Genomic DNA, 20,700 nt, shown 5'->3' on the forward strand with positions numbered 1-20,700 from the left:
AATACCATGGTTGTCCTGCGACAGTTTTGCGCTGCTGCGATAAAGTTGTGAGTTTGCTGGACAAAATAACAAATTCACGTCATGGGATTCCGCCAGCATCTCCCCGCATTGGAGACTGTTGGACGGCACCATTCGAGCCGTTAGGATGATCCCTGCGGGGGCAGGAACACATATCGGGGAATGCATGCGTCGACGGCTGCTTGAGTTGAAGAACACTGGTTTGCGCCATCTTGCCGCAACGGGCCTTGCGCTCTTGATCGGCACCAGTGGCGCTTTCGCCCAGAGCGGCACGCCCAATCCGCAGGACCAGGCCAAGCAGCAGTCCGGCAATCCGGCCGACACCGCAAATGCCGCGCGGGAAGCCAACCAGCGCAAGGTCGAGGAATTCGTCGAGGCCCAGCAGGCGATCAACGGCCCGGCCGGCAACCCGGAATGCGTCTGGCTCGGCCGCCGCGTCGTCCGCCTGATGTGGAACGACGACCTCGACACCGCCTTCCGCCATCTCGACCTCTACGACCGGTTCGGCTGCCCCGGCGGCCACGTCCAGGCCACCTTCCGCTGCCTGACCCGGTTCGGCGCCCAGATCGACGACAAGGTGCGGGGCAGCCTCGACGGCCGCATCCACGCCTGCTGGATCAACCCCGGCGCCCAGCCGCAGGCCGCGACGGCGGCTGCGACGCCGCCGACGCCTTCGCCGTCAACGGCGGGTAATGCCGCCCCCGCGCCGGCCGCGTCCCCCTCGCCTGCGCCGGCGCCGTCCGCGTCTCCGGCGCCGCCTGCCAAATAGCCGCATCGGGGTCAGGCGCCGGCCGCGATTTTTTCGCGTCTGGAACGGCTTGCGCCCTTAAAACGCCATCGCGGCATACCAGTTGTTAAATCGTGTGGCGGAGTTATCCTTGCATCCGCCGCCACGCCGGTCGAACCCAGGGGACGGGTTCGCTTTATCCTCAATCTCAGGCCCCGTATGGTTTAACCGCGATGCGCGCCGTCGTCGCCGTCCTGTTGCTTGTCACCGCCGCTCACGCCGCCCTGTGGGGCCTGTTCCAGGAGAAACAGTCGGCGCCTGATTTCCGTGGCACGCTGCCGAGCCTGTCCTACGCTCCGTTCGAGCCGGGCCATGTCGCCGTCGACGGCGACGCCGAGAAGGTGCGCGCCGACCTCCGAAAGCTGTCCACCCTCACCAAGGCGGTCCGCCTCTATTCGTCGACCGAGGGCAACGAGATCGTGCCGCCGATCGCCGCCGAGTTCGGCATGAAGGTCACGGTCGGCGCCTGGATCGACAAGAACGGCGACCGCAACAGCCGCGAGCTCCTGGCCGCCATCAATCTCGCCAAGCGCAACAGCAACGTCATCGGCATCATCGTCGGCAACGAAACCGTGTATCGCGGCGAGCAGGTCCCGATCGAGAATCTCGGACCGCTGCCGAAGCCCGACCCCAGCCCGGAAGAAGCCGAGCGCTTCCGCGAGGAATTTGCCCGCTTCATGCGCGACGACGCCCCGCGGATCCAGCGCGAGGAGGACGCGCGGCTTCGCGACGCCGAAGTGCAGCCCGAGGACAAGCGGTCCGAGGCGATGAAATGGGCGATTGCCGAAAACAACGTGCACCGCCTGATCAGGGTGGTCCAAAGCGTCAAGAAATCGGTCAACGTTCCCGTCACCACCGGCGAAATCTGGAACATCTGGCGCGACCATCCGTCGCTCGCCAATTCGACCGACTTCGTCGCCGCCCACGTGCTGCCGTACTGGGAAAACTTCACCGACAAACAGGCGGTGGACCAGGCGGTCGACCGCTACAATTTGCTGCGCGATTCGTTCCCCGGCAAACGCATCCTGATCGCCGAGTTCGGCTGGCCGAGCCAGGGCTACAACCTGCGCAGCGCCGAGCCCGGCGCGTTCCAGCAGGCCACGGTGCTGCGCAACTTCGTCTCGCGCGCCGACGCCATCGGCATGGACTACAACATCGTCGAGGCGATCGATCAGCCCTGGAAGTTCTTCGAAGGCGGCGTCGGTCCCTATTGGGGCGTCCTCAACGCCGACCGCGAGGCCAAGTTCGCCTGGACCGGCCCGATCACCAACCTGAACTACTGGAAGATCGCGCTGGTCGCCGTCCTCGTCGGCCTGTTCATGTCGCTGCCGATCCTGCGGCTGGATTCGCCGACCGTGATGCAGGCCTTCGCGCTGTCGGCCGCGGCGAACGGCGTCGGCGCCTGGGTGGCGACCGTGTTCGCCTACTGGACCACGCACTACTTCGTCTGGGGCTCGGCCTTCGCGCTCACGCTCGGCCTCGTGCTCCTGGTTCCCCTCGTACTTATCGCGATGGCGCGGATCGAGGAGATCGCGGCTGTCGCGTTCGGCCGCGGCCCGCGCCGGCTGATCGGCCAGAGCGCGCCGCTGGCGCCGGCCACGATGGGCGAAAACCTGTCGTTCCCAAAAGTCTCGATCCACATCCCGGCCTATTTCGAGCCGGTCGAGATGCTGAAGCAGACGCTGGATGCGGTGTCGCGGCTCGACTACCCGAACTTCGAATGCGTCTGCATCATCAACAACACGCCGGATCCCGACTTCTGGCGGCCGATCCAGGATCACTGCCGGCAGCTCGGCGAGCGCTTCAAGTTCATCAACGCCGAGAAGGTGCAGGGCTTCAAGGCCGGCGCGCTGCGCATCGCGATGGAGCGCACCGCGGCGGACGCCGAGATCATCGGCATCATCGACGCCGACTACGTCGTGCATCCGGACTGGCTGAAGGACCTCGTGCCGGCGTTCGCCGATCCGCGCGTCGGCCTGGTGCAGGCGCCGCAGGAGCATCGCGACGGCGACCGCTCGCTGATGCACTACATCATGAACGGCGAATATGCCGGCTTCTTCGACATCGGCATGGTCCAGCGCAACGAGTTCAACGCCATCATCGTGCACGGCACGATGTGCCTGATCCGCCGCGCCGCGATGGACAAGGCCGGCGGCTGGTCAAGCGACACGATCTGCGAGGACACCGACCTCGGCCTCACGATCCAGCAGCAGGGCTGGCTCACGCACTACACCAATGTGCGCTATGGCGAGGGCCTCTTGCCCGACACCTATGAAGCCTTCAAGAAGCAGCGCCACCGCTGGGCCTATGGCGGCTTCCAGATCGTCAAGAAGCACTGGCGGCGCTTCCTGCCCGGCGCCAGCCGCCTGACGCCGGATCAGCGCCGCGAATTCTCGCTCGGCTGGCTGAACTGGCTCGGCGCCGAAAGCCTCGGCGTCGTGGTCGCGATCCTCAATCTGATCTGGGTGCCGATCGTCGCCTTCGCCGACATCGCGATCCCCGACAAGATCCTGACCCTGCCGATCATCGCCTCCTTCATCGTCTCGCTGGTGCATTTCGTCGCGCTGTACCGGCTGCGAGTGAACATCAAGGCCGGCCAGATGCTGGGCGCCATGATCGCCGCGATGAGCGTGCAGTGGACGGTGTCGCGCGCGGTGGCGCAGGGCCTGATCACCGAGCACCTCGCCTTCGCGCGCACCTCCAAGGGCGGGCTGTCGCGGATGTCGATCGAATTCCAGGCGTTCTGGGAGGCCGTGATCGGTGTGCTGCTGCTGGTCGGCGCCGCCGTGCTGGTCGCCACCAACGGCTTCAAGCAGGTGCGCGAGATCTACATCTTCGCCGGCGTGCTGGTGCTGCAAAGCCTGCCGTTCCTCGCCGCGGTGTCGATCGCGATTCTGGAGAATTCGCGGATCAACGAATTCGCATTCTGGCGCAACAGCGCGATCCGCACCGCGGAACTGATCGGCCTGCGCCCGGTCAGCCTGCCCTCGGTCGCCGCCCCCAGCCAGCCGGTCGCCAGCGAAATGCGCCAGGACGGCTGAGACGGCGGCCCGAACGCCGTGGACAGCGCCGCCGGCAGGGTGAAGACATTCTCCTAACCACCGGCGCCGCCAAGGCAAATTTAGCCACACGGGAACGCCATCGCGGCGCCCTCGGCTATTGACCCGATGGGCCCCGCCCCCTACACAGCGCGGACTGGAGCGTGATCCCCGGATACAGGCCACCGCCGACATCCGGATGCTATGCTCAGGTGAGTGAGCGCGTAGCTCAGGCGGTAGAGCACGTGACTTTTAATCATGGGGTCGAGGGTTCGAGTCCCTCCGCGCTCACCAAACAATCAGATAGTTAGCACAACTTTCAATAACCCTCTCACAACGCTACGAAAGTAGCGCTGCCACGAATCGAAGAGTTTTGCTACCTTCAGTTTTAAAGCTTAACTGATGCATATTCTGGCTTGTCAATGTTCATTTCTGCCGAAACTTTAGACGGCGCCCTTCTGGAAATTTATCCCAAGCTACTCGCAAGAAAGAACGACACCGTCACGGCTACCCGAGGCGCGTTTGTTGAAACGATCGGTGCCCTTATTGAGATTACCAACTCGCGCGCGAGACTGAGTCGGTCGGAGACGCGTGGCAAACTGTTCAGCTCGCTAGGCGAGCTAGTCTGGTATCTCTCAGGTGATAACAAACTCGATTCTATCCAGCCTTACGTCCCTCAGTACAAGAAAGATGCCGAGGACGGGATTGTATTTGGCGGTTAGGCAAGTCCCGCTGGACATGGTCGCGGGTATCAGCCAATCCCAGAGCTTTCCGTAACTGGCTCGAAAGCAACTATCAACACATCAGAGGAGCCTTCGGCAATCATCGGAAATATGAAACGCTAAACCCGGCGTCAAATAGTGGTACTGCGAATGTGGTCGATAGTTTTGTGTCCTGTTTTGCCCCCTCGCCCGCTAGATGGTTTGCAGACTAGCTCGTGGAAAAACGTGAACCAAAAATGATCATCCGAAAGATAGCGGAAGCTGAGTACGACCATTGCCTTTGAGCGCGAAATGAATCTGGTAGCGCCGCTCGCACGACATCCGGTAGGAGCTCGAACAAAGACAACTGCAACGCCAGCCTCTGCGCAAATCTTCCTAGCACGTGGCAGAAAGTATCCAGGCGCTTTTGCTTTGCTTAGCGTTCTAAGTCCATCAAGTGACTTTCGCAAAAGATCCGGATTCCAATTGCCGGTATGTAGGGAAGCAGCTTCCATCTCTCCTCTGCGCAACCAAGCCGAGATAGCACCAAGTTTTGAATCATATGTTGGCGAGGTCCGGAACGCAGTCTCTCGCATCGACTGTTCATACCGATCACTCCATTCTTCAGGAGTGCTGACACCGAAATAAAGCTGCATAATTCTGCTCATGCAATAGCCATTGGAGAGATGCTACCAGAAATCCGATTCGTGCAACTACTGCGAGAATGGTATCTTGATACGACTAAAGTCGCGTTAATCGGGATTGGACGGTCCGACCCGCCGAGGATTCCCGACTGAGAGCCGCAAGGCGGGCCTGATGACGGCCTATAGGATGCGATCCAAGCGGCGATCAAGGGCCTGCAACAACGCCTCCCTACCGGCCTAAGCGACGCAACAGAACGGCCCCAGCGCGGGCGGCGCGCCGAGGCCGTCACTACGAACGGCCTCAGCAAAGGGGGATCGTTGAAGCCGTCGTTCCGTCTGCTGTAGCGCGGGCGCCAGTGGGCAGGCCGCCTCGGTTCAGCAGAGCGCGCCGGTACATCCGCGGCAGCCCCGAACTGTACTCCACGTCGCCGTGCACCTGGCAAAATCTGACGAGGTACTCCGCTGGAGCGGGAAAACGGCCTCCGTTAGCAAATCAGCAACCTCATAGGCGCAGGCTTCTCCAAGGGACGGGACCGTTGGGGACGACAGTAGAGTACGGTCACGTTTCGGAGGGGCTGGCGTACAGCCCTGGCGTCAGCCTCTCTTTTTTCAGTTTGTGTGAACCAGGCAACAGTTCATCGGTTTGATCATTGCTAGGTTTTGGCCACTGGGGATTTCAGGGCCCAGGGCTGGAAGAACGTGACGCCGCCGGGATGCTGTATTTCAAGCTCGGCGGCGTGGTTTTTTGTGCGGGGCCACATTGACGATCGCGCGGGCTCATCGCCGTCGGACCGATAACCTCTCCGTGAACGAAACATCATTTCTGCCCGTTGAAGCGAAGGCGAAACAAACTGCGCCCAGCATCCCTGCATCGTTTTCTTACCTGCAAATTTCAGGGGTCAAGCCATGCAGCAAGACAGTGGCATTCAATTCCAGGATCTCGATCAGGTTTTGCGTAACGCCCATCTCCGCCGATCGGCCGACATAGGCGGCTGGTTGCGGCGTCGCCAGCAGAGCGCGGCCTCCGCCGTAACGTGGGCAGGCAGCTTGCGCACCCTTGCCATCGCAGTTTGTCTGGCCGCGGGCGCGGTTCTATTGGTGGCGGTCACCGCTCCCAAGCACGTCTCGAACGCCGCGCTCGGCAGCGACTGGCAGTGCAGCAAGACGGTGTTCGTGACGGCATGCCGGCCACTGTCCTAGCCGATGCAGGCCCGTGGCACAGTCCATGCTGCCCGTGGCACGGTCCATGCACTTCGAGTGACGCTGGGGATTTCAGTGTCCCAGTTCAGGAAGGAAGCGCCGCCGGGCGTGTATTTTTGAGACCGGCGGCGTACTTTTCCTGGGACGACCAGAGACAAGCCGGTGTCGGCGCTCACGTCAGCATCGAAATGATCGTCTGCACCTGATCCGACGCGGACGCCACCAGCCCGTCGTAGGATGTCTGGCCGTGCGCGGCGGTGACCAGGATGTATTCGGCGACTGCGGCCTTGAGACCGAACACGACCTGGTCTCTCGGCACCTTGGCCATCACGGCTTCTAACGCATCACGCATCGTCTGGACGAGTTCGGCGCTGTATTTCATCGCTGCCCTCCGCGGCCACCAAAATAGTCGCACGGACTCCGTCTGCCACTCACAAGCCTGCGAGATCACGTTGCGATTTCTTAATGCAGTGATCGGGTCCCGCAGTGCTGCGCAGGTTATCCTGAAATCCGCAGCGCGCTCGCAATTGCGCCGCGCCTTGCTCGCGTGGTTTTGCTTTGAGAGGGTCTCCACCTCCAGCGCATGTGACTGGCAACGCCCGGCGTGACGATGCAACATCAATCTGCCTCCAAGGCACCCCCAGGAAAGCCCCGCTCCAGAGCTCACGCTCGGCGGGGCTTTTTCCTGCGCGGCGCGACCGGCGGTCGCGCGGCTGCTGTGCCCACAAAGCCGCGATGTCTCGGCCGCCCTCGTTGCAGATCGGCAGTTGGATCCTCGCCGATCAAGAATCGGCTAAAACTACCTCTGGTTCTATATGCCTCGTGATACCACCTCTTGCACGAAAGAAATCAATGCCTTAGTGCTGCCACTTCGGGCTTGTTGATGGAGCGGGACGTTCCTCCGGGCCCGCCCGGCCCCGGACGTGGCCGCGGAACGCTTGCTGTGGGTTTGGCCTTGTTCGAGCTGATGAAGAAACGCGATTGGGCTTTCGTCGCGGCGTGTGCTGCGGGCGCGCTGCTGTTCGGCGTCTGGAGCGTGCAGATGGGCATCGCGTATCACCGATCCCGGCTCGGCGTGACCGACCTCTCCAGCTCGCATCGCCAGGCAGGGCACCGCGCTTCCTCCGAAGGCTCCGCGGCCGACGAGCTCGAATCTCAGATCGGACGGCCGCAATAGGCGCGACGATCTACGCCCAGGCGAGGCCGGGCATGACGGCGCCGTCATCATCGTCCGTTGTGGCGCGGCCGAGGTGCTTGCGGCGGGTGCTGTCCTTGGCGCGGCGATGGCGGACATCGAGCCGACGCAAGGTGCCCGGCACACGCTGCAACAGCCTGCGCGCAAGATCGACGGCCTGCTTGACCACGACCAGGACGGTCGACATCCGCGTCAACAGGCCGATCAGGAACACCATCGAGAACACGTCGATATAGGCAAAGAGATCGCCGACCAGCATCAACTCCGGAGGAACCGGGATCCGGTGCACATAGGCAGCGATCACCAGGACGAGCGGGATCAGCGCGATGATCCTGCGCAGGGTCAGCCGATCCAGCAAGGCCGCGAAGTCGACGACCAGGACCTGCCACAGCAAGTCACCAAGCGCCGCCGGCTTGTCGATCGTCCATGTCTGCCACAACCGTTTCCACATCGCCCGCTCCCCAGTTCAGATGCGCGCTCAAGGTTCGGACGACACCTGGTCCGCGTTACTTCCGGACGAACCTGTCTCGGCCTGCCCGGAGCCGCCCGATGGAAAGATGCGCTCGTAGTTGGCGCGGGCTTCGCGGATCAGACGCGCGCGCTCGCGTTCCGACTTCGAGATGAACCTGATGACCTCGCCCATTTGGCTCTCCAATGCAGAGGATTCGATGTGGCCCATCGGATCCATGAAGCAACCATCGTGCCGGATGGTCGCGTTCCGCGGCTCGCCGCCTTCCGCCGGCGGCGCGCCGCATGTCGTTGTTGCTGATTTCGGTTGCGGCGGCCCTCAGAGCATGATCCGGAAAAGTGTGAAGCGGTTTTCCGAAAAGATCATGCTCGAACAAAGAGCTAAAGCGCGATGCGCCTTAGTGGAACGCTCGCGGCGAGCTCCGCTGCTGGCCGAACCCAAAGCGCGGATTGACGCCGCAATAGGCGTCGCGGCCCGACACCGAGGCCTGGCACTGCTCGTAGGTCCGGTAGTTGCAGTCGCCGGGATATCCCTCCTGCCGGCCCTGGGCGCACCAGGGATAGTCATACGTCGCAGCCGCGGCCGGCGACGCCGCGCCCGCCAGCGAGCCGAGTGCCGTGAACGCCAAAACCGCCAAAATCGTCCTGCGCATCATTCCAATTCCTTCTCACCTTCGGCTCCCAGCCGTGATGTAGGGTACGGGCGGCGGCGACGCGAGGTTTCCAGCCGCCGCTCAACTCGCTGTGAGGCTGCGCGCGGGTGGACGGCACGCCCCTCACCTGCGCATCCGCATACAAGGATGACGGGATGGCTTGCTCAACTTGCTCGGTGTCATCACCCGCGCAGGCGGGTGATGACAGTATTCCAGAGGCAGTGGTGAATGAACCGAGAGGCCGCGGCGTACTGGATCGCCCGGTCAAGGCCGGGCGATGACAGCGGTGTGTGAGGACAAAGCCTCACATCCTCTCAGGTGCGCAAGCGCGCACCGGAGAATCCCGGGATGAGTCCTCATAACCTCGAGATTCCGGGTCTGCGCCTGCGGCGCTTCCCGGAATGACCGAGAATGCTGACGCAGCGACCGCGCCGTTGATTTTTCCAGAGAGTGAGCAAGGCGCGCAGACTGCGGGCGCCCGCAAAGACAACACGAGGCCCGGTGTGCCTAGGAGCCCGGGCCTCGTGTCTTTTGTCCCCCGCCTCACGCGGCGGATGAGCCGCGTGTTACGTCAGGTCTTGCGTGCGATCCATTCCGGATCACTACGGTGTCTGCGCCGGCAGCGGCGCGCACACCGAAAGACGTCACTTGCTGTAGCTGTAGAATCCCTGGCCGGTCTTGCGGCCGAGATGACCGGCATCGACCATCTCCTTCAACAGCGGCGCGGGCCGATATTTTGGATCGTTGAAGCCGGTGTAAAACACCTCCATCACCGAGAGCATGGTGTCGAGCCCGATCAGGTCGGCGAGCGCGAGCGGCCCGATCGGGTGATTGCAGCCGAGCTTCATGCCGGCATCGATCTCCTCGGCGGTCGCAATGCCCTCCTGCAGCGCGAAGATCGCCTCGTTGATCATCGGGCACAGGATGCGGTTGACGGCAAAGCCCGGGCTGTTCTTCGCCGTGATCGCGACCTTGCCGACGCGCTTTGCAAATGCATCGGCCTTGGCGACGGTGTCATCAGAGGTCTGCAGGCCGCGGATCAGTTCGAGCAGCGCCATCACAGGCACCGGATTGAAGAAGTGCATGCCGATGAAGCGGTCGGGGCGATCGGTCGCCGCCGCAAGCTTGGTGATCGAGATCGACGAGGTGTTGGTCGCGACCAGCGCGCTCGGCTTCAGGCCGGCACAGAGATCCTTGAGGATCTTGACCTTCAGGTCCTCGTTCTCGGTCGCCGCCTCGATCACGAGGTCGCAGGCGGCGAGCTTGCCCTTGTCCGTGGTCGCGGTAATGCGCGCCAGCGTCGCGTCGCGATCGGCCGCGGTCATCTTCTCCTTGTTGACCAGGCGCTCGAGGCTCGCCCCCACCGTCTTCAGGCCGCGTTGCACGGCCGCGTCGGAAATATCGACCATGGTGACGTCGAGCCCCGCCGCTGCGCACACCTGGGCGATGCCGTTGCCCATGGTCCCCGCGCCGATGATGCCAACCGTCTCAATCATTGTATTCGTCCTTCTCGTCGCTTGCGCCCGGTCCCCGTGACGCGCATCGCCAAAAGCGGACCAGCCGTCCGCCGCTGCCGCATGCATAGCAGCCCGGTCCGGCCGCCGATACGGGGGCTCGCAGGTCTTCGTGGAGGCGCTATTCGGGACGCGGCGGCAGCGGGCGCCTGGGCGGAACGGCGGTACGCGGCGGCAGGTAGGTCCGTGTCGGCTCGGCGACGCGGGACGGCTCGAACATCCGATTGAACCGGACGATCCACCAAGCCAGCCGTCCATAGCGCTGGCGTAACGCGGGTACGATTCGATCGTCGGTGTCGTTCTGCCTGTCCATGATCCGAATTGCTAACCCGCATCCTTGAAGGAACTGTGTGATGCGCTCACAGCCTGCACCCACAATTCTTAGGAATTCACTAACCAACTCAGATAGATCGGTGCCCTCTAGCCGTCCCGGACACTGCGCTGAAAGGCGTGGCTAACTGCCGCGTCCCCCGCCAACCGACATTGCCCAATTGTGGCGACTTCGCTAAATTGTCACAATTGTGGCAATGGGCGGCAATGCCCGAGGGGTGCGGTGTTTCGCGTGGTTCAATGGTGGAAGGCAAGCAAGCTCGCGCTGGCTTGCCCGACCTGTAAACAACCCGCGTCGCCAGAGACGTTCCGGCGTGGACGATACTTGGGCGGCGGCACGCCATTGCGCTGCGAACATTGCTCGGTAGCGGCGCCCGTCACCCTGTGGCGCTTTGAGGCGTTATCCCAAGAGCTCGACGCGCCTGCCCGCTGCGTGACCACGCAGCGCGGGCTGGTTCCCGAGCGCTGCGCCCGCCAGGCCGACGAGGCGCTTCGGGCGCCCTGGAAGGTCACGGCTGCGACAAGCCCGGGCGGCACGGATGGCCGGTAATCTCACGGATTGAACATCGACGCACACGCGCCGCAGCATCGCAGTGCCGGCGCGCATCGCATTTTGTTGATTGAATTGTCCAGCGAGCGCCCGCGACGTACGGGAATACACGACGAGGGCTACGCCCATGCTTGCCGAAAAATTCTTTTTGTATCTCGAGACCCTGCTTAACGGCCAACCCCGCAATCCCGATGGAAGCCCGCGTGTGGTGAGCACCTCGCCGCACGTCCCGGTCACGCTGCCGCGCGGGAAATAGAGCATGATCCGGAAAAGTGTGAAGCGGTTTTCCGAAAAGATCATGCTCAAACAAAGAGCCAAAGCGCGATGATGATTCAACCCAATCTCATCGCGCTTTAATCTGCGGCCGGCCGTGGACCGTCAGCGGGATTGCTGGCAACCTTGTCCCACCGGCCGCTTCGGCCGCGATGAGGTGAGCAGATGAAACGCGCTCTGGCGCTTGCCGCGATCGCCACCCTTGCTGCCCTAGCCCTGGTGGCCGCCGAACGGTCTGCGCAGGCCGTGGAACGCTGGCCGGCCATCCCGCCCGAGCTCGCCGTGGTGACGCCGTATCCGCCGAGCCCGATGCCGTATCGCTGCACGGCAGGCCCGGTGTTCAACGCCTATCATGGCGCCCTCTACAGCGAGCCGCCGGCGATCTACCGCGGCTTCGCCTACCGTCCGTATTATCGCTACACCGCCGCCCGCGTCGTGCCGCGCACCTATTTCTGCGTCGAGTAGCTCGAGCATGATCCGGAAAAGCGCGAAGCGGTTCTCCGAACAGATCATGCGCAAACAAGGATTCAATCCAATCTCATCGCGCTTTAGCGCAACGCAGCCGTGATCCAGCTCATAATTGCGCCGGTCTCGGCCGCGCTACACCGGCTCTACGAGCAACCGGCGGCGCCATGGACAGCAAGATCGATTTCGCCAGCATCATCGTCGCGGTCTGCGTGGCCGGATACGCCGCGATCATGCTCGCTTATGTCGCGCAGAACGATCTCGGCCTGTCGGCGGTGCAAACCCGTCACCTCTCGATGATCACCGCGCTCGTCCTCGCGCTGCCGCTCGCGCTAGATTTCGTGCGCTCCCCTCCCGGCGAGACGCGCTGACGCAGCGTCCACTCTCGCATCGCGGCCTGCCGCAGTGCCGCGCCGGTACAGACAGCTTCGTCGCTCAAGATGGCGCTAGGTGAAACGACGCGAATCAGCGTTACTTCACAACCGATCGCTTCCTGGGATATCGGCGACATGGCCCACCCCGAAGTCTCGCATCAAAAAGTCTCGCGTCAAACGGCTCTGGATCAATGGGCCCAGGATCAGAAGATCCTGGACCAGAAGGTTCTGGATCAAAAGATTCGCGAGCTGCAGGAATGGCTGCGGCAGGCCTGGCAACAGCTTGCCGATCCCTCGATGACCACGTTCTCCCGGCGCGAATTGCGCAACCAGATGAAGCAGTGCACCGCGGATTTGCGCATGCACTTGCAGGCGGCATCCGATCGACCGCCGGTGCCGCCGCCGACGCCCTCCAAGAAGTTCGCCAAGCCGGAGCTGCGGCTGCTGGCCTGGAGCTAGCCTGCCGCTCCTGCTTTCGTTCGCGCGCGCCATCGACGCCAAAGCTTTCGCAGACGCCAAAGCTTTCGCACATGCCTACCGGCCACGCCCATAGCGCGTCGCACCCGCCACGATTTCGGAATTTTGGAAAAATAACCCTGACTTGCCCGACGTGTCAAGTTGCTTGTTTCGAGTTGCTTGTTTCGAGCGTCCGCCCACCGGCTACTTTGCATGGGGTTGTTTTTCGGGTTTTGGTTGGCGCCCCCTGCGAGACGGCGGTCGACGCACTCACCACGCGCCAAAATGCCGCGATTTTCCGCTGCATGCGCGTCATGCGCATCGACGGTTGCGCGTGGTCGCACAAGGCACAGCAAAACCGCAACGGTCCGGCTATATAGGGGCCGTGGTGCCGCGGCGAACGCCGCCAAAATGCTTCAGGGACTCCCGTGCTATATCTGGAACTTGCGATCGTGGCGGTGTTGATCGTCGTCAACGGTCTGTTGTCGATGTCGGAGCTCGCCATCGTCTCCTCGCGCCCGGCGCGGCTCGCCGCGCTGGTCGAGAAAGGCGTCAGCGGCTCGCGCCGCGCGCTGGCGCTGGCCTCCGATCCCGGAAAATTCCTCTCCACGGTGCAGATCGGCATCACCCTGATCGGCGTGCTGTCGGGCGCGTTTTCCGGCGCAACACTCGGCCAGCGCCTCTCGCAATGGCTGCTCGAGTTCGGGATGTCGTCGAGCCTTTCCGACGCGGTCGGCGTCGGCGTCGTGGTCGGCGTGATCACCTATGCCTCGCTGATCGTCGGCGAATTGGTGCCGAAGCAGATCGCGCTGCGCGATCCCGAGTCGATCGCGGTGCGCGTGGCGCCGGCGATGACGATGATGGCCAAGCTGTCGCTGCCGGTCGTATGGCTGCTGGATCGCTCCGGCAAGCTTTTGCTGTGGGTGCTCGGCCATCGCGACGATGCGCAGGACCGCGTCAGCGAGGACGAGATCAAGACGCTGGTGGTGGAGGCCGAGAACGCCGGCGTGCTGGAGCCCGGCGAGAAGGAGATGATCGCCGGCGTGATGCGGCTCGGCGATCTGCCGGTCGGCGCCGTGATGACGCCGCGCCACGAGGTCAGCCTGATCGACCTCGCCGATCCCGCGCCCGACATCCTGGCGGCGCTGCAGAAGAGCAATCACTCGCGCTGCGTGGTGTTCGACGGCAACCGCGACCACGCGCTCGGCATCGTGCAGGCCAAGGACGTGCTCGACGTCTATCTCGCCGGCCAGGCCCCCGACGTCCGCGCGCTGACCCGCGATGCGCCGATCATCCCGGAGACCGTCGACGCCCGCGACGTGGTCGCGATCCTGCGCGACTCCGCCGTCCATATCGGCCTCGTGCATGACGAATACGGCACCTTCCAGGGCGTCGTCACCAGCGCCGACATTCTGGAGGCGATCGTCGGCGCCTTCCACACCGAACAGGGCCCCGCCGAGCCCGCTTACGTCAGGCGCGACGACGGCTCCTATTTGATCTCGGGCTGGATGCCGGCGCTGGAGTTCAGCGAACTGCTCGGCATCACGCTGCCCTCGCCGCGGCCCTACCAGACGGCGGCGGGATTTCTGCTGCACGAGTTCGGCGCGATCCCCGATGTCGGCGCCAAAACCCTGGCGCAGGGCTGGGAGTTCGAGATCGTCGATCTCGACGGAAGGCGCATCGACAAGGTGCTGGCGAGCCGCAAGCCGGCCGCCTGACATTGCCTCCCGGCCCTCCTGTTGATAACGGGCAGGACAGCGAAACGGACAGCCCCACTGTGCTATCGGCATAACCCTCCCGGCCAACCCACGGAACGGATCCCATGCGAATTACCCTTGTCGGCTCCCGCCATTTCGGCGTGACGACCCTGAACATGCTGCGCGACCACGGCATCGAAATCGCCAGGGTCGTGGTCCATGACGGCGAGGACCGTCTGGCGGCGGCCGCCAGGGCCGCCGGCCTCGATGTCGTGGTGCAGGCCAATCCGAAGATCGTGGCGGCGTCCGAGATCGCGCCGGGCACCGAACTGATCGTGACCGCCCACAGCCATGCCCGCGTCAGCAGGGAAGCCCTGGCCGCGAGCCGCCTCGGCGGCATCGGCTACCATCCCTCGCTGTTGCCGCGGCACCGCGGCATCGCGGCGGTGGAATGGACCATCAAGGAGCGCGATCCGATCGCCGGCGGCACCATCTACCACCTCGCCGACCGGATGGACGCCGGCGCGATCGCGGCGCAGGACTGGATCTTCGTCAAGAAGGGCGAGACCGCGCGCGAATTGTGGGAGCGTGCGCTGGCGCCGCTCGGCCTGCGCCTGCTCGCCCAGGTCATCGACCACGCCAAGACCCACAAGACCCTGCCCGCCGAGCCACAGGACGAGGAATTCGCCACCAAGGCCCCCAGTCTGGACGGCAAGCACTAAATTGTGTGACCTGCGGGCCGAAACCGGTTCCGCGACCGGAACCAAATTCACCATGATGTGCTTGAATCCACAGGAACATTCTTCGGTTCCGCGGCGCACCAAATTCTGGTCACATTGTGCCCGGATAAGCCGTGTCATCTCACCTAAATGACAGGAAATTGATTCATGCGTCCGATCCGCATCCGCAACATGTTTTTGGCCTCGTTGGCCGCCGCCGCGACCGTCGTCGCCGCCGCTCCCGTTTCCGCTCAGCAGCCCTATGACGGCCTTTGGCAGGTCACTGTGGTCACCAAGACCGGCAGCTGCGAGCCCTCGACCAGCTCGACCGTGACCGTCAGCGAAGGAAAGATCTCGGCGCAGGGCGCGGCGATCTCCGGCACCGTGGGCAGCGGGGGACTTGTGCGAGTCTCGATCAATGGTGCATATGCGAACGGTCAACTCAGTGGCAAATCCGGATCGGGGAAGTGGAATGGGGCATCAGCTGGCGTACCGTGCAGCGGCCGATGGGAAGCGTCCCGTCAGTAAGATCAGCGCACCAGGATTGTTCGCCAAGAGATTTTTCGAGATGGCGCGGCGGCCTGCATTTGCAGCCGTCGCGTTTTTCGTGACGGCGCTTGCAAGCAGCGCCGGCCACGCCCAGTCCGGCCCGTTCGCCGGCATGGCCGGCACCTGGTCCGGCGGCGGCTCGGTCACCCTGGACGACGGCTCCAGCGAGCGCATTCGCTGCCGCGCCACCTACCATGTCGCCGGCCCCCGGATGACCATGGGCCTCACCTGCGCCAGCGACGCCTACAAGTTCAACCTCGCCGCCGACGTGCAGGCCGAGGGCAACGCGGTGAGCGGCACCTGGAGCGAGACCAGCCGCAATGTCAGCGGCTCGATCGAGGGGCGCGGCGGCGGCGGCAACTTCCAGGTTCTGGCCAGCGCCCCCGGCTTCAACGCCAACATCGCGCTGCAGACCCGCGGCAACAAGCAGTCGGTCTCTATCCGGGCCGACAGCCAATTCCGCGGCGCCAACATCTCGTTGTCGAAGTAATCGATTGCACCGACGAGAAAGCCCCCGGGCCGCGCCCGGGGGCTTTTTTATTGGGTGATTTCAGCGATCGATCTTATGCGCCGGGCACGAACGCCGTGACCTCGATCTCGACCTTGGCGCGCTGATCGACCAGCCCGTCGATATAGAGCAGGGTCGAGGGCGGGAAATTGCGGCCCAGCGTTTCCTTCCAGGCCGCGCCGATGCCACCGCCCGCGCCCTCGTATTCGCTACGGCTGGTGAGATACCAGGTCAGGCGGACGATGTGCTCCGGGCCCGCGCCGGCTTCGCCCAGCAGCTTGACGATGCGCTTCAGCGCGGTGCCGACCTGCGCCGCCATGTCGGGCTGATACTCGCCCTTCTCGTCGCCGCCGGTCTGACCGGCCAGCACGATCCATTTGCCCGGGCCGTCGAACGCGACGCCGTGCGAGAAGCCGCGGGGTTTCGACCATTCGGCCGGTTGCAACACGCGCATGAGCAGATCCTCCTTTGACCCTTTTTGGCATTCGAGGCTGCTTAGCACCGATCGCATGGACGGCGTATCCGCATCGGCAGAATTGCGCGTTGCAAATCCGTATCAGCTCGCCGATACCGGCTCTCCCCTCACATTGCTTCCCGCCATGGATCGCACGCCCTCAAAGACCCGCGCCGCGCTGTGGATGTCCGGCTGGCTCGCACTGATGCTGATCGTGACGGTGGCCGGCCGCGAAGCGACGCGCGAGGTCAACGTCTTTCAGCTGATGGCGGTTCGCGGCGTGCTCGGCCTCGTGATGCTGTCGCCGCTGATCGCCATGAGCGGCGGCCTTGCGGTTCTGAAAACGGCGCGGGTGCATCTGCACATCACGCGCAACCTGATCCATTTCTCCGCCCAGCTCGGCTGGTTCTATGCACTGACCCTGATCCCGATCGGCCAGCTGGTCGCGATCGAGTTCACCATGCCGATCTGGACCGCGATCCTTGCCGCCAGCTTCCTCGGCGAACGCATGACGGCATGGAAGGCCATCGCAATCGCGCTCGGCCTCATCGGCGTGCTCGTGATCGTGCGGCCGGCGACCGGCACCATCAATCCCGGCCAGTTGATCGCGCTCGTCGCCGCCGTCGGCTTCGGCGTCTCGGTCGCCATCGTCAAGCTGCTGACGCGGACCGAGCAGACGGTGACGATCATGTTCTGGATGCTCCTGGTGCAGTCGCTGGCGAGCCTCGGGCCAGGACTCTACGTCTGGACCTGGCCGCCGCTCGCCACCTGGGGCTGGCTCACCGTGATCGCGTTCTGCGGCACCTTCTCGCACTACTGCATGGCGCGCGCCCTGCTGCATGCCGACGCCACGGTGGTGATCCCGATGGATTTCCTGCGCGTGCCGCTGACCGCGATCATGGGCTGGCTGGCCTATGCCGAGCGGCTCGACGCCTTCACGGTGCTCGGCGCGGCGATGATCCTGACCGGCAACCTCCTGAACCTGAGGCCGGGCGCTCGGGTGCCGGTCCGCGCCGGCATCTGATGGGTTTGCGAGCCAGCGACGGCAACAGGCCCGGGATCGACCCGGGCCTTTTGTTTGCGATGGCGCTACTTCCCCGCGGCCTTGCGGAGTGCCGCGTTGATGCGGTCCTGCCATCCGGGGCCGCCTTCCTGGAAGTGCTCCAGCACGTCCTTGTCGATCCGCAACGTGACCTGCTCCCGCACGCCGGGGACCGCAACGGTCTTCGGCGGCGCCTCCGCGACCTTGGTGGTGGCGCGCTTGAAGGCCGCCTCGGCCTCGCTGCGGGGGTCGTTCAGGGTACGCGGTCGCCTGGGCTGATCGGGCATGTCTCAGATTCCTTCGAAGAGCACAGTCGAGAGATAGCGCTCCGAGAATGAGGGCACAATCGCCAGGATGGTTTTGCCGGCCGCCTCCGGCCGCTTGCCGATCTGCATGGCCGCGGCGATCGCAGCGCCGGACGAAATGCCGCCGGGGATGCCCTCGCTGCGCGCCAGCGCACGTGACGTCTCGATCGCGCTCGCGCTGTTGATCTTGATGATCTCGTCGATCACCGAGCGGTCGAGGATGTCGGGGACGAAGCCGGCGCCGATGCCCTGGATCTTGTGCGGCGTGTGCTGGCCGCCCGACAGCACCGGGCTTTCCTCGGGCTCCACCGCGACGATCTTGAGCGACGGCTTGCGCGGCTTGAGCACCTGCCCGACGCCGGTGATGGTGCCGCCGGTGCCGACGCCGGCGACGAAATAGTCGATATTGCCACCGGTGTCGTTCCAGATTTCCTCGGCGGTGGTGCGGCGATGGATTTCCGGATTGGCAAGGTTCTTGAATTGCTGCGGCATCACCGCGTTCGGCGTGGTGCGCACCAGCTCTTCCGCGGTCGCGATCGAGCCCTTCATGCCCTGCGCCGCCGGCGTCAGCACGATCTCGGCGCCGAGAAAGGCCAGCATCCGCCGCCGCTCGATCGACATCGATTCCGGCATCACCAGCTTCAGCCGGTAGCCGCGCGAGGCCGCGACATAGGCGAGCGCGATCCCGGTATTGCCCGAGGTCGGCTCGATCAACACGGTGTCGGCGTTGACGATGCCCGCCTTCTCCATCGCCACGATCATCGCGGCGCCGATGCGGTCCTTCACGCTGGCCGCCGGATTGAAATATTCGAGCTTGGCGAGGATGGTCGCGTTGACGCCAGCCGCCTGCGGCAGTCTGCGCAGGCGCACGATCGGCGTATTGCCGATCGCATCGACGATGGAGTCAAAGACGCGGCCGCGTCCGGGTTGCAGTGCACTCGTTGTCGACGGCGCGTCCATCAGCGGCTCCTTGGGCCCAAATGTGCGGGGAAGATCTGGCTCTCGCGCATTAGACGCAGTGCGGCAACGAGGCGCAAGTGACAACCGGCTGATCCGTTCTTCGTTGCATCGCAAAATCAGAATCTGCACAAATATCGTCAAACCAACGCATTTGTGTTGCGACAAGGTCAAACAATTCAGGCTATATACTTTCGTCAGTGAAGCTCAGAACGCAAAGGAGGTCACGATGCCAGCATTTGCTGAAATCCTGTCGACCGTCGCGTCTAAGCCCGATCCGCGCGGCAGCGATCTGCCGACCTGCCCGGTGTGTGCGGATTCGATGGTCGCGGCCGAGGCGTCCGCGTACCTTCATGACAATCTGATCAGCTATCTCTGGACCTGCGATACCTGTGGTTACGGCTTTGTAACAAAACACTCGGTGAAGCCGATCGTGTGCAACTGATCACACAGCTCACATCTGAGCGATGTCACCGCGCGCCCATCCGGCGCGCGTTTGCATTTTGAATTCCTCGAACGTGCCGCCTGCGATCGCCGCGCGGATGCCCTGCATCAGCTCCTGGTAATAGGCGACGTTGATTTCGGACAGCAGCATTGCCCCAAGTGTTTCGCCGGCGCGCACGAGATGATGCAGATAGGCGCGCGAATAGTTGCGGGCCGCCGGCCACGGGCTCTCCTCGTCCAGCGGCCGCGGATCGTCGATATGGCGGGCGTTGCGCAGGTTGATCTGGCCGAACCGGGTGAAGGCCATGCCATGGCGGCCGTTCCTGGTCGGCATCACGCAGTCGAACATGTCGACGCCGCGCGCCACCGCTTCCAGCATGTCCTCGGGCGTGCCGACGCCCATCAGATAGCGCGGCCGGTCGGCCGGCAGCGCTGGGGCCGTCTCCTCGATCATCGACAGCATCACCGCCTGCGGCTCGCCGACCGCAAGCCCGCCGATCGCGTAGCCGTGAAAGCCTATGTCGGTGAGCCCGCGTGCACTGACATGCCGCAGAGCGGGCACGTCGCCGCCCTGCACGATGCCGAACAGCATGGTGCCGTCCGCTGCCGTCTCGAACGCCCGCTTGGAACGCTCGGCCCAGCGCAGCGACAGTTGCATCGCCCGCTCGATATCGGCGTGCCCGGCCGGCAGCCGGACACATTCATCCATCTGCATCACAATGTCGGAGCCGAGCAGCCGCTGCACCTCGATCGAACGCTCCGGTGACAGTTCGAGCTTGGTGCCGTCGATATGCGAGCGGAACGTCACCGCCTGCTCGGTCACCTTGCGCAGTTCCGACAGCGACATCACCTGGAAACCGCCGGAATCCGTCAGCATCGGGCCGCCCCAGCCGGTGAAGCGCTGCAGGCCGCCGAGCGCGGCGATCCGCTCGGCGCCCGGCCGCAGCATCAGATGGTAGGTGTTGCCGAGCACGATATCGGCGCCGGCATCACGCACCTCGCGCCAGTGCATGCCCTTCATCGCGCCCGCGGTGCCGACCGGCATGAACGCCGGCGTCCGCACCACGCCATGCGGCGTGGTCAGGCGCCCGGTGCGGGCGGCCCCGTCGGTGGCCAGCAGTTCGAAATGATTGGCAAGATGATTGGCAGGACTCATGCGGCTGCTTATTGCGTGTCGCCGGTGCGTGATCAACCCGCTGTGCGCGGCGCCCGCCCGCCGACCTTCCGGATCGCGGCGGGCCGGATCTCTTGCACCCGGGCAGATGCACCGTTAAACAAAACGATACCGTATCGTTCTACTTTGGCAAAATACGGCGGCGACGAATCCCGCCGCCGCGGGTTATAGACCGCAAGTGACCC

25 protein-coding genes and 1 tRNA gene are annotated in these 20,700 nt (G+C 64.1%); 16 read left to right on the forward strand and 10 right to left on the reverse strand.

What is annotated here, in order from left to right; translation table 11 throughout:
- Nucleotides 1-184 precede the first annotated feature (184 nt).
- The 6 genes from XH93_RS22245 to XH93_RS22270 all read left to right on the forward strand — a co-directional run bounded on the left by XH93_RS22245 (nt 185) and on the right by XH93_RS22270 (nt 6,388).
- A complete protein-coding gene (locus XH93_RS22245; protein WP_194469157.1) occupies nt 185-787 on the forward strand; it encodes a beta-1-3, beta-1-6-glucan biosynthesis protein in 603 nt (200 codons plus the stop codon).
- Between the two features lie 191 nt (nt 788-978).
- Nucleotides 979-3,846, forward strand: coding sequence for a glycosyltransferase (locus tag XH93_RS22250; RefSeq protein ID WP_194469158.1), 2,868 nt, complete (start codon nt 979-981; stop codon nt 3,844-3,846).
- 215 nt (nt 3,847-4,061) lie between these two features.
- Nucleotides 4,062-4,137, forward strand: a tRNA-Lys gene (locus tag XH93_RS22255).
- A 128-nt stretch (nt 4,138-4,265) separates the two neighbouring features.
- On the forward strand, nt 4,266-4,565 hold the full coding sequence (locus tag XH93_RS22260; protein WP_210340394.1) for a hypothetical protein: 300 nt from the start codon (nt 4,266-4,268) through the stop codon (nt 4,563-4,565).
- A complete protein-coding gene (locus tag XH93_RS22265; protein WP_194475291.1) occupies nt 4,553-4,777 on the forward strand; it encodes a hypothetical protein in 225 nt (74 codons plus the stop codon). The genes XH93_RS22260 and XH93_RS22265 overlap by 13 nt, the downstream gene beginning before the upstream one ends.
- A 1,317-nt stretch (nt 4,778-6,094) precedes the next feature.
- Nucleotides 6,095-6,388 (forward strand): hypothetical protein, encoded by a 294-nt coding sequence (locus XH93_RS22270; RefSeq protein WP_194469160.1) that lies wholly within the window; start codon nt 6,095-6,097, stop codon nt 6,386-6,388.
- A 172-nt stretch (nt 6,389-6,560) separates the two neighbouring features.
- Here XH93_RS22270 and XH93_RS22275 read toward each other — a convergent pair whose 3' ends face one another.
- Entirely contained in the window at nt 6,561-6,770 is a 210-nt protein-coding gene (locus XH93_RS22275) for a hypothetical protein (RefSeq protein ID WP_139483462.1), read from the reverse strand.
- A 573-nt stretch (nt 6,771-7,343) separates the two neighbouring features.
- Here XH93_RS22275 and XH93_RS22280 point away from each other — a divergent pair.
- Nucleotides 7,344-7,565 carry a hypothetical protein gene (locus tag XH93_RS22280; protein WP_194469161.1) on the forward strand — a complete coding sequence of 74 codons (222 nt, stop codon included), beginning with the start codon at nt 7,344-7,346 and terminating at the stop codon, nt 7,563-7,565.
- Between the two features lie 10 nt (nt 7,566-7,575).
- On the opposite strand, the gene XH93_RS22285 is transcribed toward XH93_RS22280, so the two are convergent.
- The 5 genes from XH93_RS22285 to XH93_RS22305 all read right to left on the reverse strand — a co-directional run bounded on the left by XH93_RS22285 (nt 7,576) and on the right by XH93_RS22305 (nt 11,434).
- On the reverse strand, nt 7,576-8,034 hold the full coding sequence (locus XH93_RS22285; protein ID WP_194469162.1) for a hypothetical protein: 459 nt from the start codon (nt 8,032-8,034) through the stop codon (nt 7,576-7,578).
- Between the two features lie 27 nt (nt 8,035-8,061).
- Nucleotides 8,062-8,226 (reverse strand): hypothetical protein, encoded by a 165-nt coding sequence (locus tag XH93_RS22290; protein WP_194469163.1) that lies wholly within the window; start codon nt 8,224-8,226, stop codon nt 8,062-8,064.
- Nucleotides 8,227-8,449: 223 nt separating this feature from the next.
- On the reverse strand, nt 8,450-8,704 hold the full coding sequence (locus XH93_RS22295) for a DUF3551 domain-containing protein (protein WP_194475293.1): 255 nt from the start codon (nt 8,702-8,704) through the stop codon (nt 8,450-8,452).
- Nucleotides 8,705-9,348: 644 nt separating this feature from the next.
- Nucleotides 9,349-10,200 (reverse strand): 3-hydroxybutyryl-CoA dehydrogenase, encoded by an 852-nt coding sequence (locus tag XH93_RS22300; protein WP_194469164.1) that lies wholly within the window; start codon nt 10,198-10,200, stop codon nt 9,349-9,351.
- Nucleotides 10,201-10,948: 748 nt separating this feature from the next.
- Nucleotides 10,949-11,434, reverse strand: a complete 486-nt coding sequence (locus XH93_RS22305; protein WP_194469165.1) for a hypothetical protein — start codon at nt 11,432-11,434, stop codon at nt 10,949-10,951.
- 102 nt (nt 11,435-11,536) lie between these two features.
- Here XH93_RS22305 and XH93_RS22310 point away from each other — a divergent pair, with 102 nt between their 5' ends.
- From XH93_RS22310 to XH93_RS22340, 7 genes are all read left to right on the forward strand, one after another.
- A complete protein-coding gene (locus XH93_RS22310) occupies nt 11,537-11,836 on the forward strand; it encodes a hypothetical protein (protein WP_139483452.1) in 300 nt (99 codons plus the stop codon).
- Between the two features lie 167 nt (nt 11,837-12,003).
- Nucleotides 12,004-12,207 (forward strand): hypothetical protein, encoded by a 204-nt coding sequence (locus XH93_RS22315; protein ID WP_194469166.1) that lies wholly within the window; start codon nt 12,004-12,006, stop codon nt 12,205-12,207.
- A gap of 69 nt (nt 12,208-12,276) precedes the next feature.
- Nucleotides 12,277-12,669 carry a hypothetical protein gene (locus tag XH93_RS42410; RefSeq protein WP_246799269.1) on the forward strand — a complete coding sequence of 131 codons (393 nt, stop codon included), beginning with the start codon at nt 12,277-12,279 and terminating at the stop codon, nt 12,667-12,669.
- Nucleotides 12,670-13,094: 425 nt separating this feature from the next.
- Nucleotides 13,095-14,384 (forward strand): hemolysin family protein, encoded by a 1,290-nt coding sequence (locus tag XH93_RS22325; RefSeq protein WP_194469167.1) that lies wholly within the window; start codon nt 13,095-13,097, stop codon nt 14,382-14,384.
- Between the two features lie 104 nt (nt 14,385-14,488).
- A complete protein-coding gene (locus XH93_RS22330; RefSeq protein WP_139483447.1) occupies nt 14,489-15,085 on the forward strand; it encodes a formyltransferase family protein in 597 nt (198 codons plus the stop codon).
- Nucleotides 15,086-15,274: 189 nt separating this feature from the next.
- Entirely contained in the window at nt 15,275-15,610 is a 336-nt protein-coding gene (locus XH93_RS22335; RefSeq protein WP_139862366.1) for a hypothetical protein, read from the forward strand.
- Nucleotides 15,611-15,743: 133 nt separating this feature from the next.
- Complete coding sequence (locus XH93_RS22340) at nt 15,744-16,121, forward strand: hypothetical protein (RefSeq protein ID WP_139862367.1); 378 nt, start codon at nt 15,744-15,746, stop codon at nt 16,119-16,121.
- Between the two features lie 73 nt (nt 16,122-16,194).
- On the opposite strand, the gene XH93_RS22345 is transcribed toward XH93_RS22340, so the two are convergent.
- Nucleotides 16,195-16,593 (reverse strand): RidA family protein, encoded by a 399-nt coding sequence (locus tag XH93_RS22345; RefSeq protein ID WP_194469168.1) that lies wholly within the window; start codon nt 16,591-16,593, stop codon nt 16,195-16,197.
- A 145-nt stretch (nt 16,594-16,738) separates the two neighbouring features.
- Here XH93_RS22345 and XH93_RS22350 point away from each other — a divergent pair, with 145 nt between their 5' ends.
- On the forward strand, nt 16,739-17,617 hold the full coding sequence (locus XH93_RS22350; RefSeq protein ID WP_194475297.1) for a DMT family transporter: 879 nt from the start codon (nt 16,739-16,741) through the stop codon (nt 17,615-17,617).
- A gap of 65 nt (nt 17,618-17,682) precedes the next feature.
- On the opposite strand, the gene XH93_RS22355 is transcribed toward XH93_RS22350, so the two are convergent.
- Together XH93_RS22355 and cysK are read right to left on the reverse strand one after the other, a co-directional pair.
- Nucleotides 17,683-17,922: a BrnA antitoxin family protein gene (locus tag XH93_RS22355; protein WP_139483442.1), complete on the reverse strand. Its 240-nt coding sequence runs from the start codon at nt 17,920-17,922 to the stop codon at nt 17,683-17,685.
- Between the two features lie 3 nt (nt 17,923-17,925).
- Nucleotides 17,926-18,900, reverse strand: a complete 975-nt coding sequence (cysK, locus tag XH93_RS22360; RefSeq protein ID WP_139483440.1) for a cysteine synthase A — start codon at nt 18,898-18,900, stop codon at nt 17,926-17,928.
- A 226-nt stretch (nt 18,901-19,126) separates the two neighbouring features.
- Here cysK and XH93_RS22365 point away from each other — a divergent pair, with 226 nt between their 5' ends.
- Complete coding sequence (locus tag XH93_RS22365) at nt 19,127-19,342, forward strand: hypothetical protein (RefSeq protein WP_139483438.1); 216 nt, start codon at nt 19,127-19,129, stop codon at nt 19,340-19,342.
- A gap of 9 nt (nt 19,343-19,351) precedes the next feature.
- On the opposite strand, the gene tgt is transcribed toward XH93_RS22365, so the two are convergent.
- Complete coding sequence (gene tgt, locus XH93_RS22370) at nt 19,352-20,497, reverse strand: tRNA guanosine(34) transglycosylase Tgt (protein WP_194469169.1); 1,146 nt, start codon at nt 20,495-20,497, stop codon at nt 19,352-19,354.
- Nucleotides 20,498-20,700 lie beyond the last annotated feature (203 nt).

Source organism: Bradyrhizobium sp. CCBAU 51753 (genome assembly GCF_015291565.1).
Classification (GTDB): Bacteria; Pseudomonadota; Alphaproteobacteria; order Rhizobiales; family Xanthobacteraceae; genus Bradyrhizobium; species Bradyrhizobium ivorense.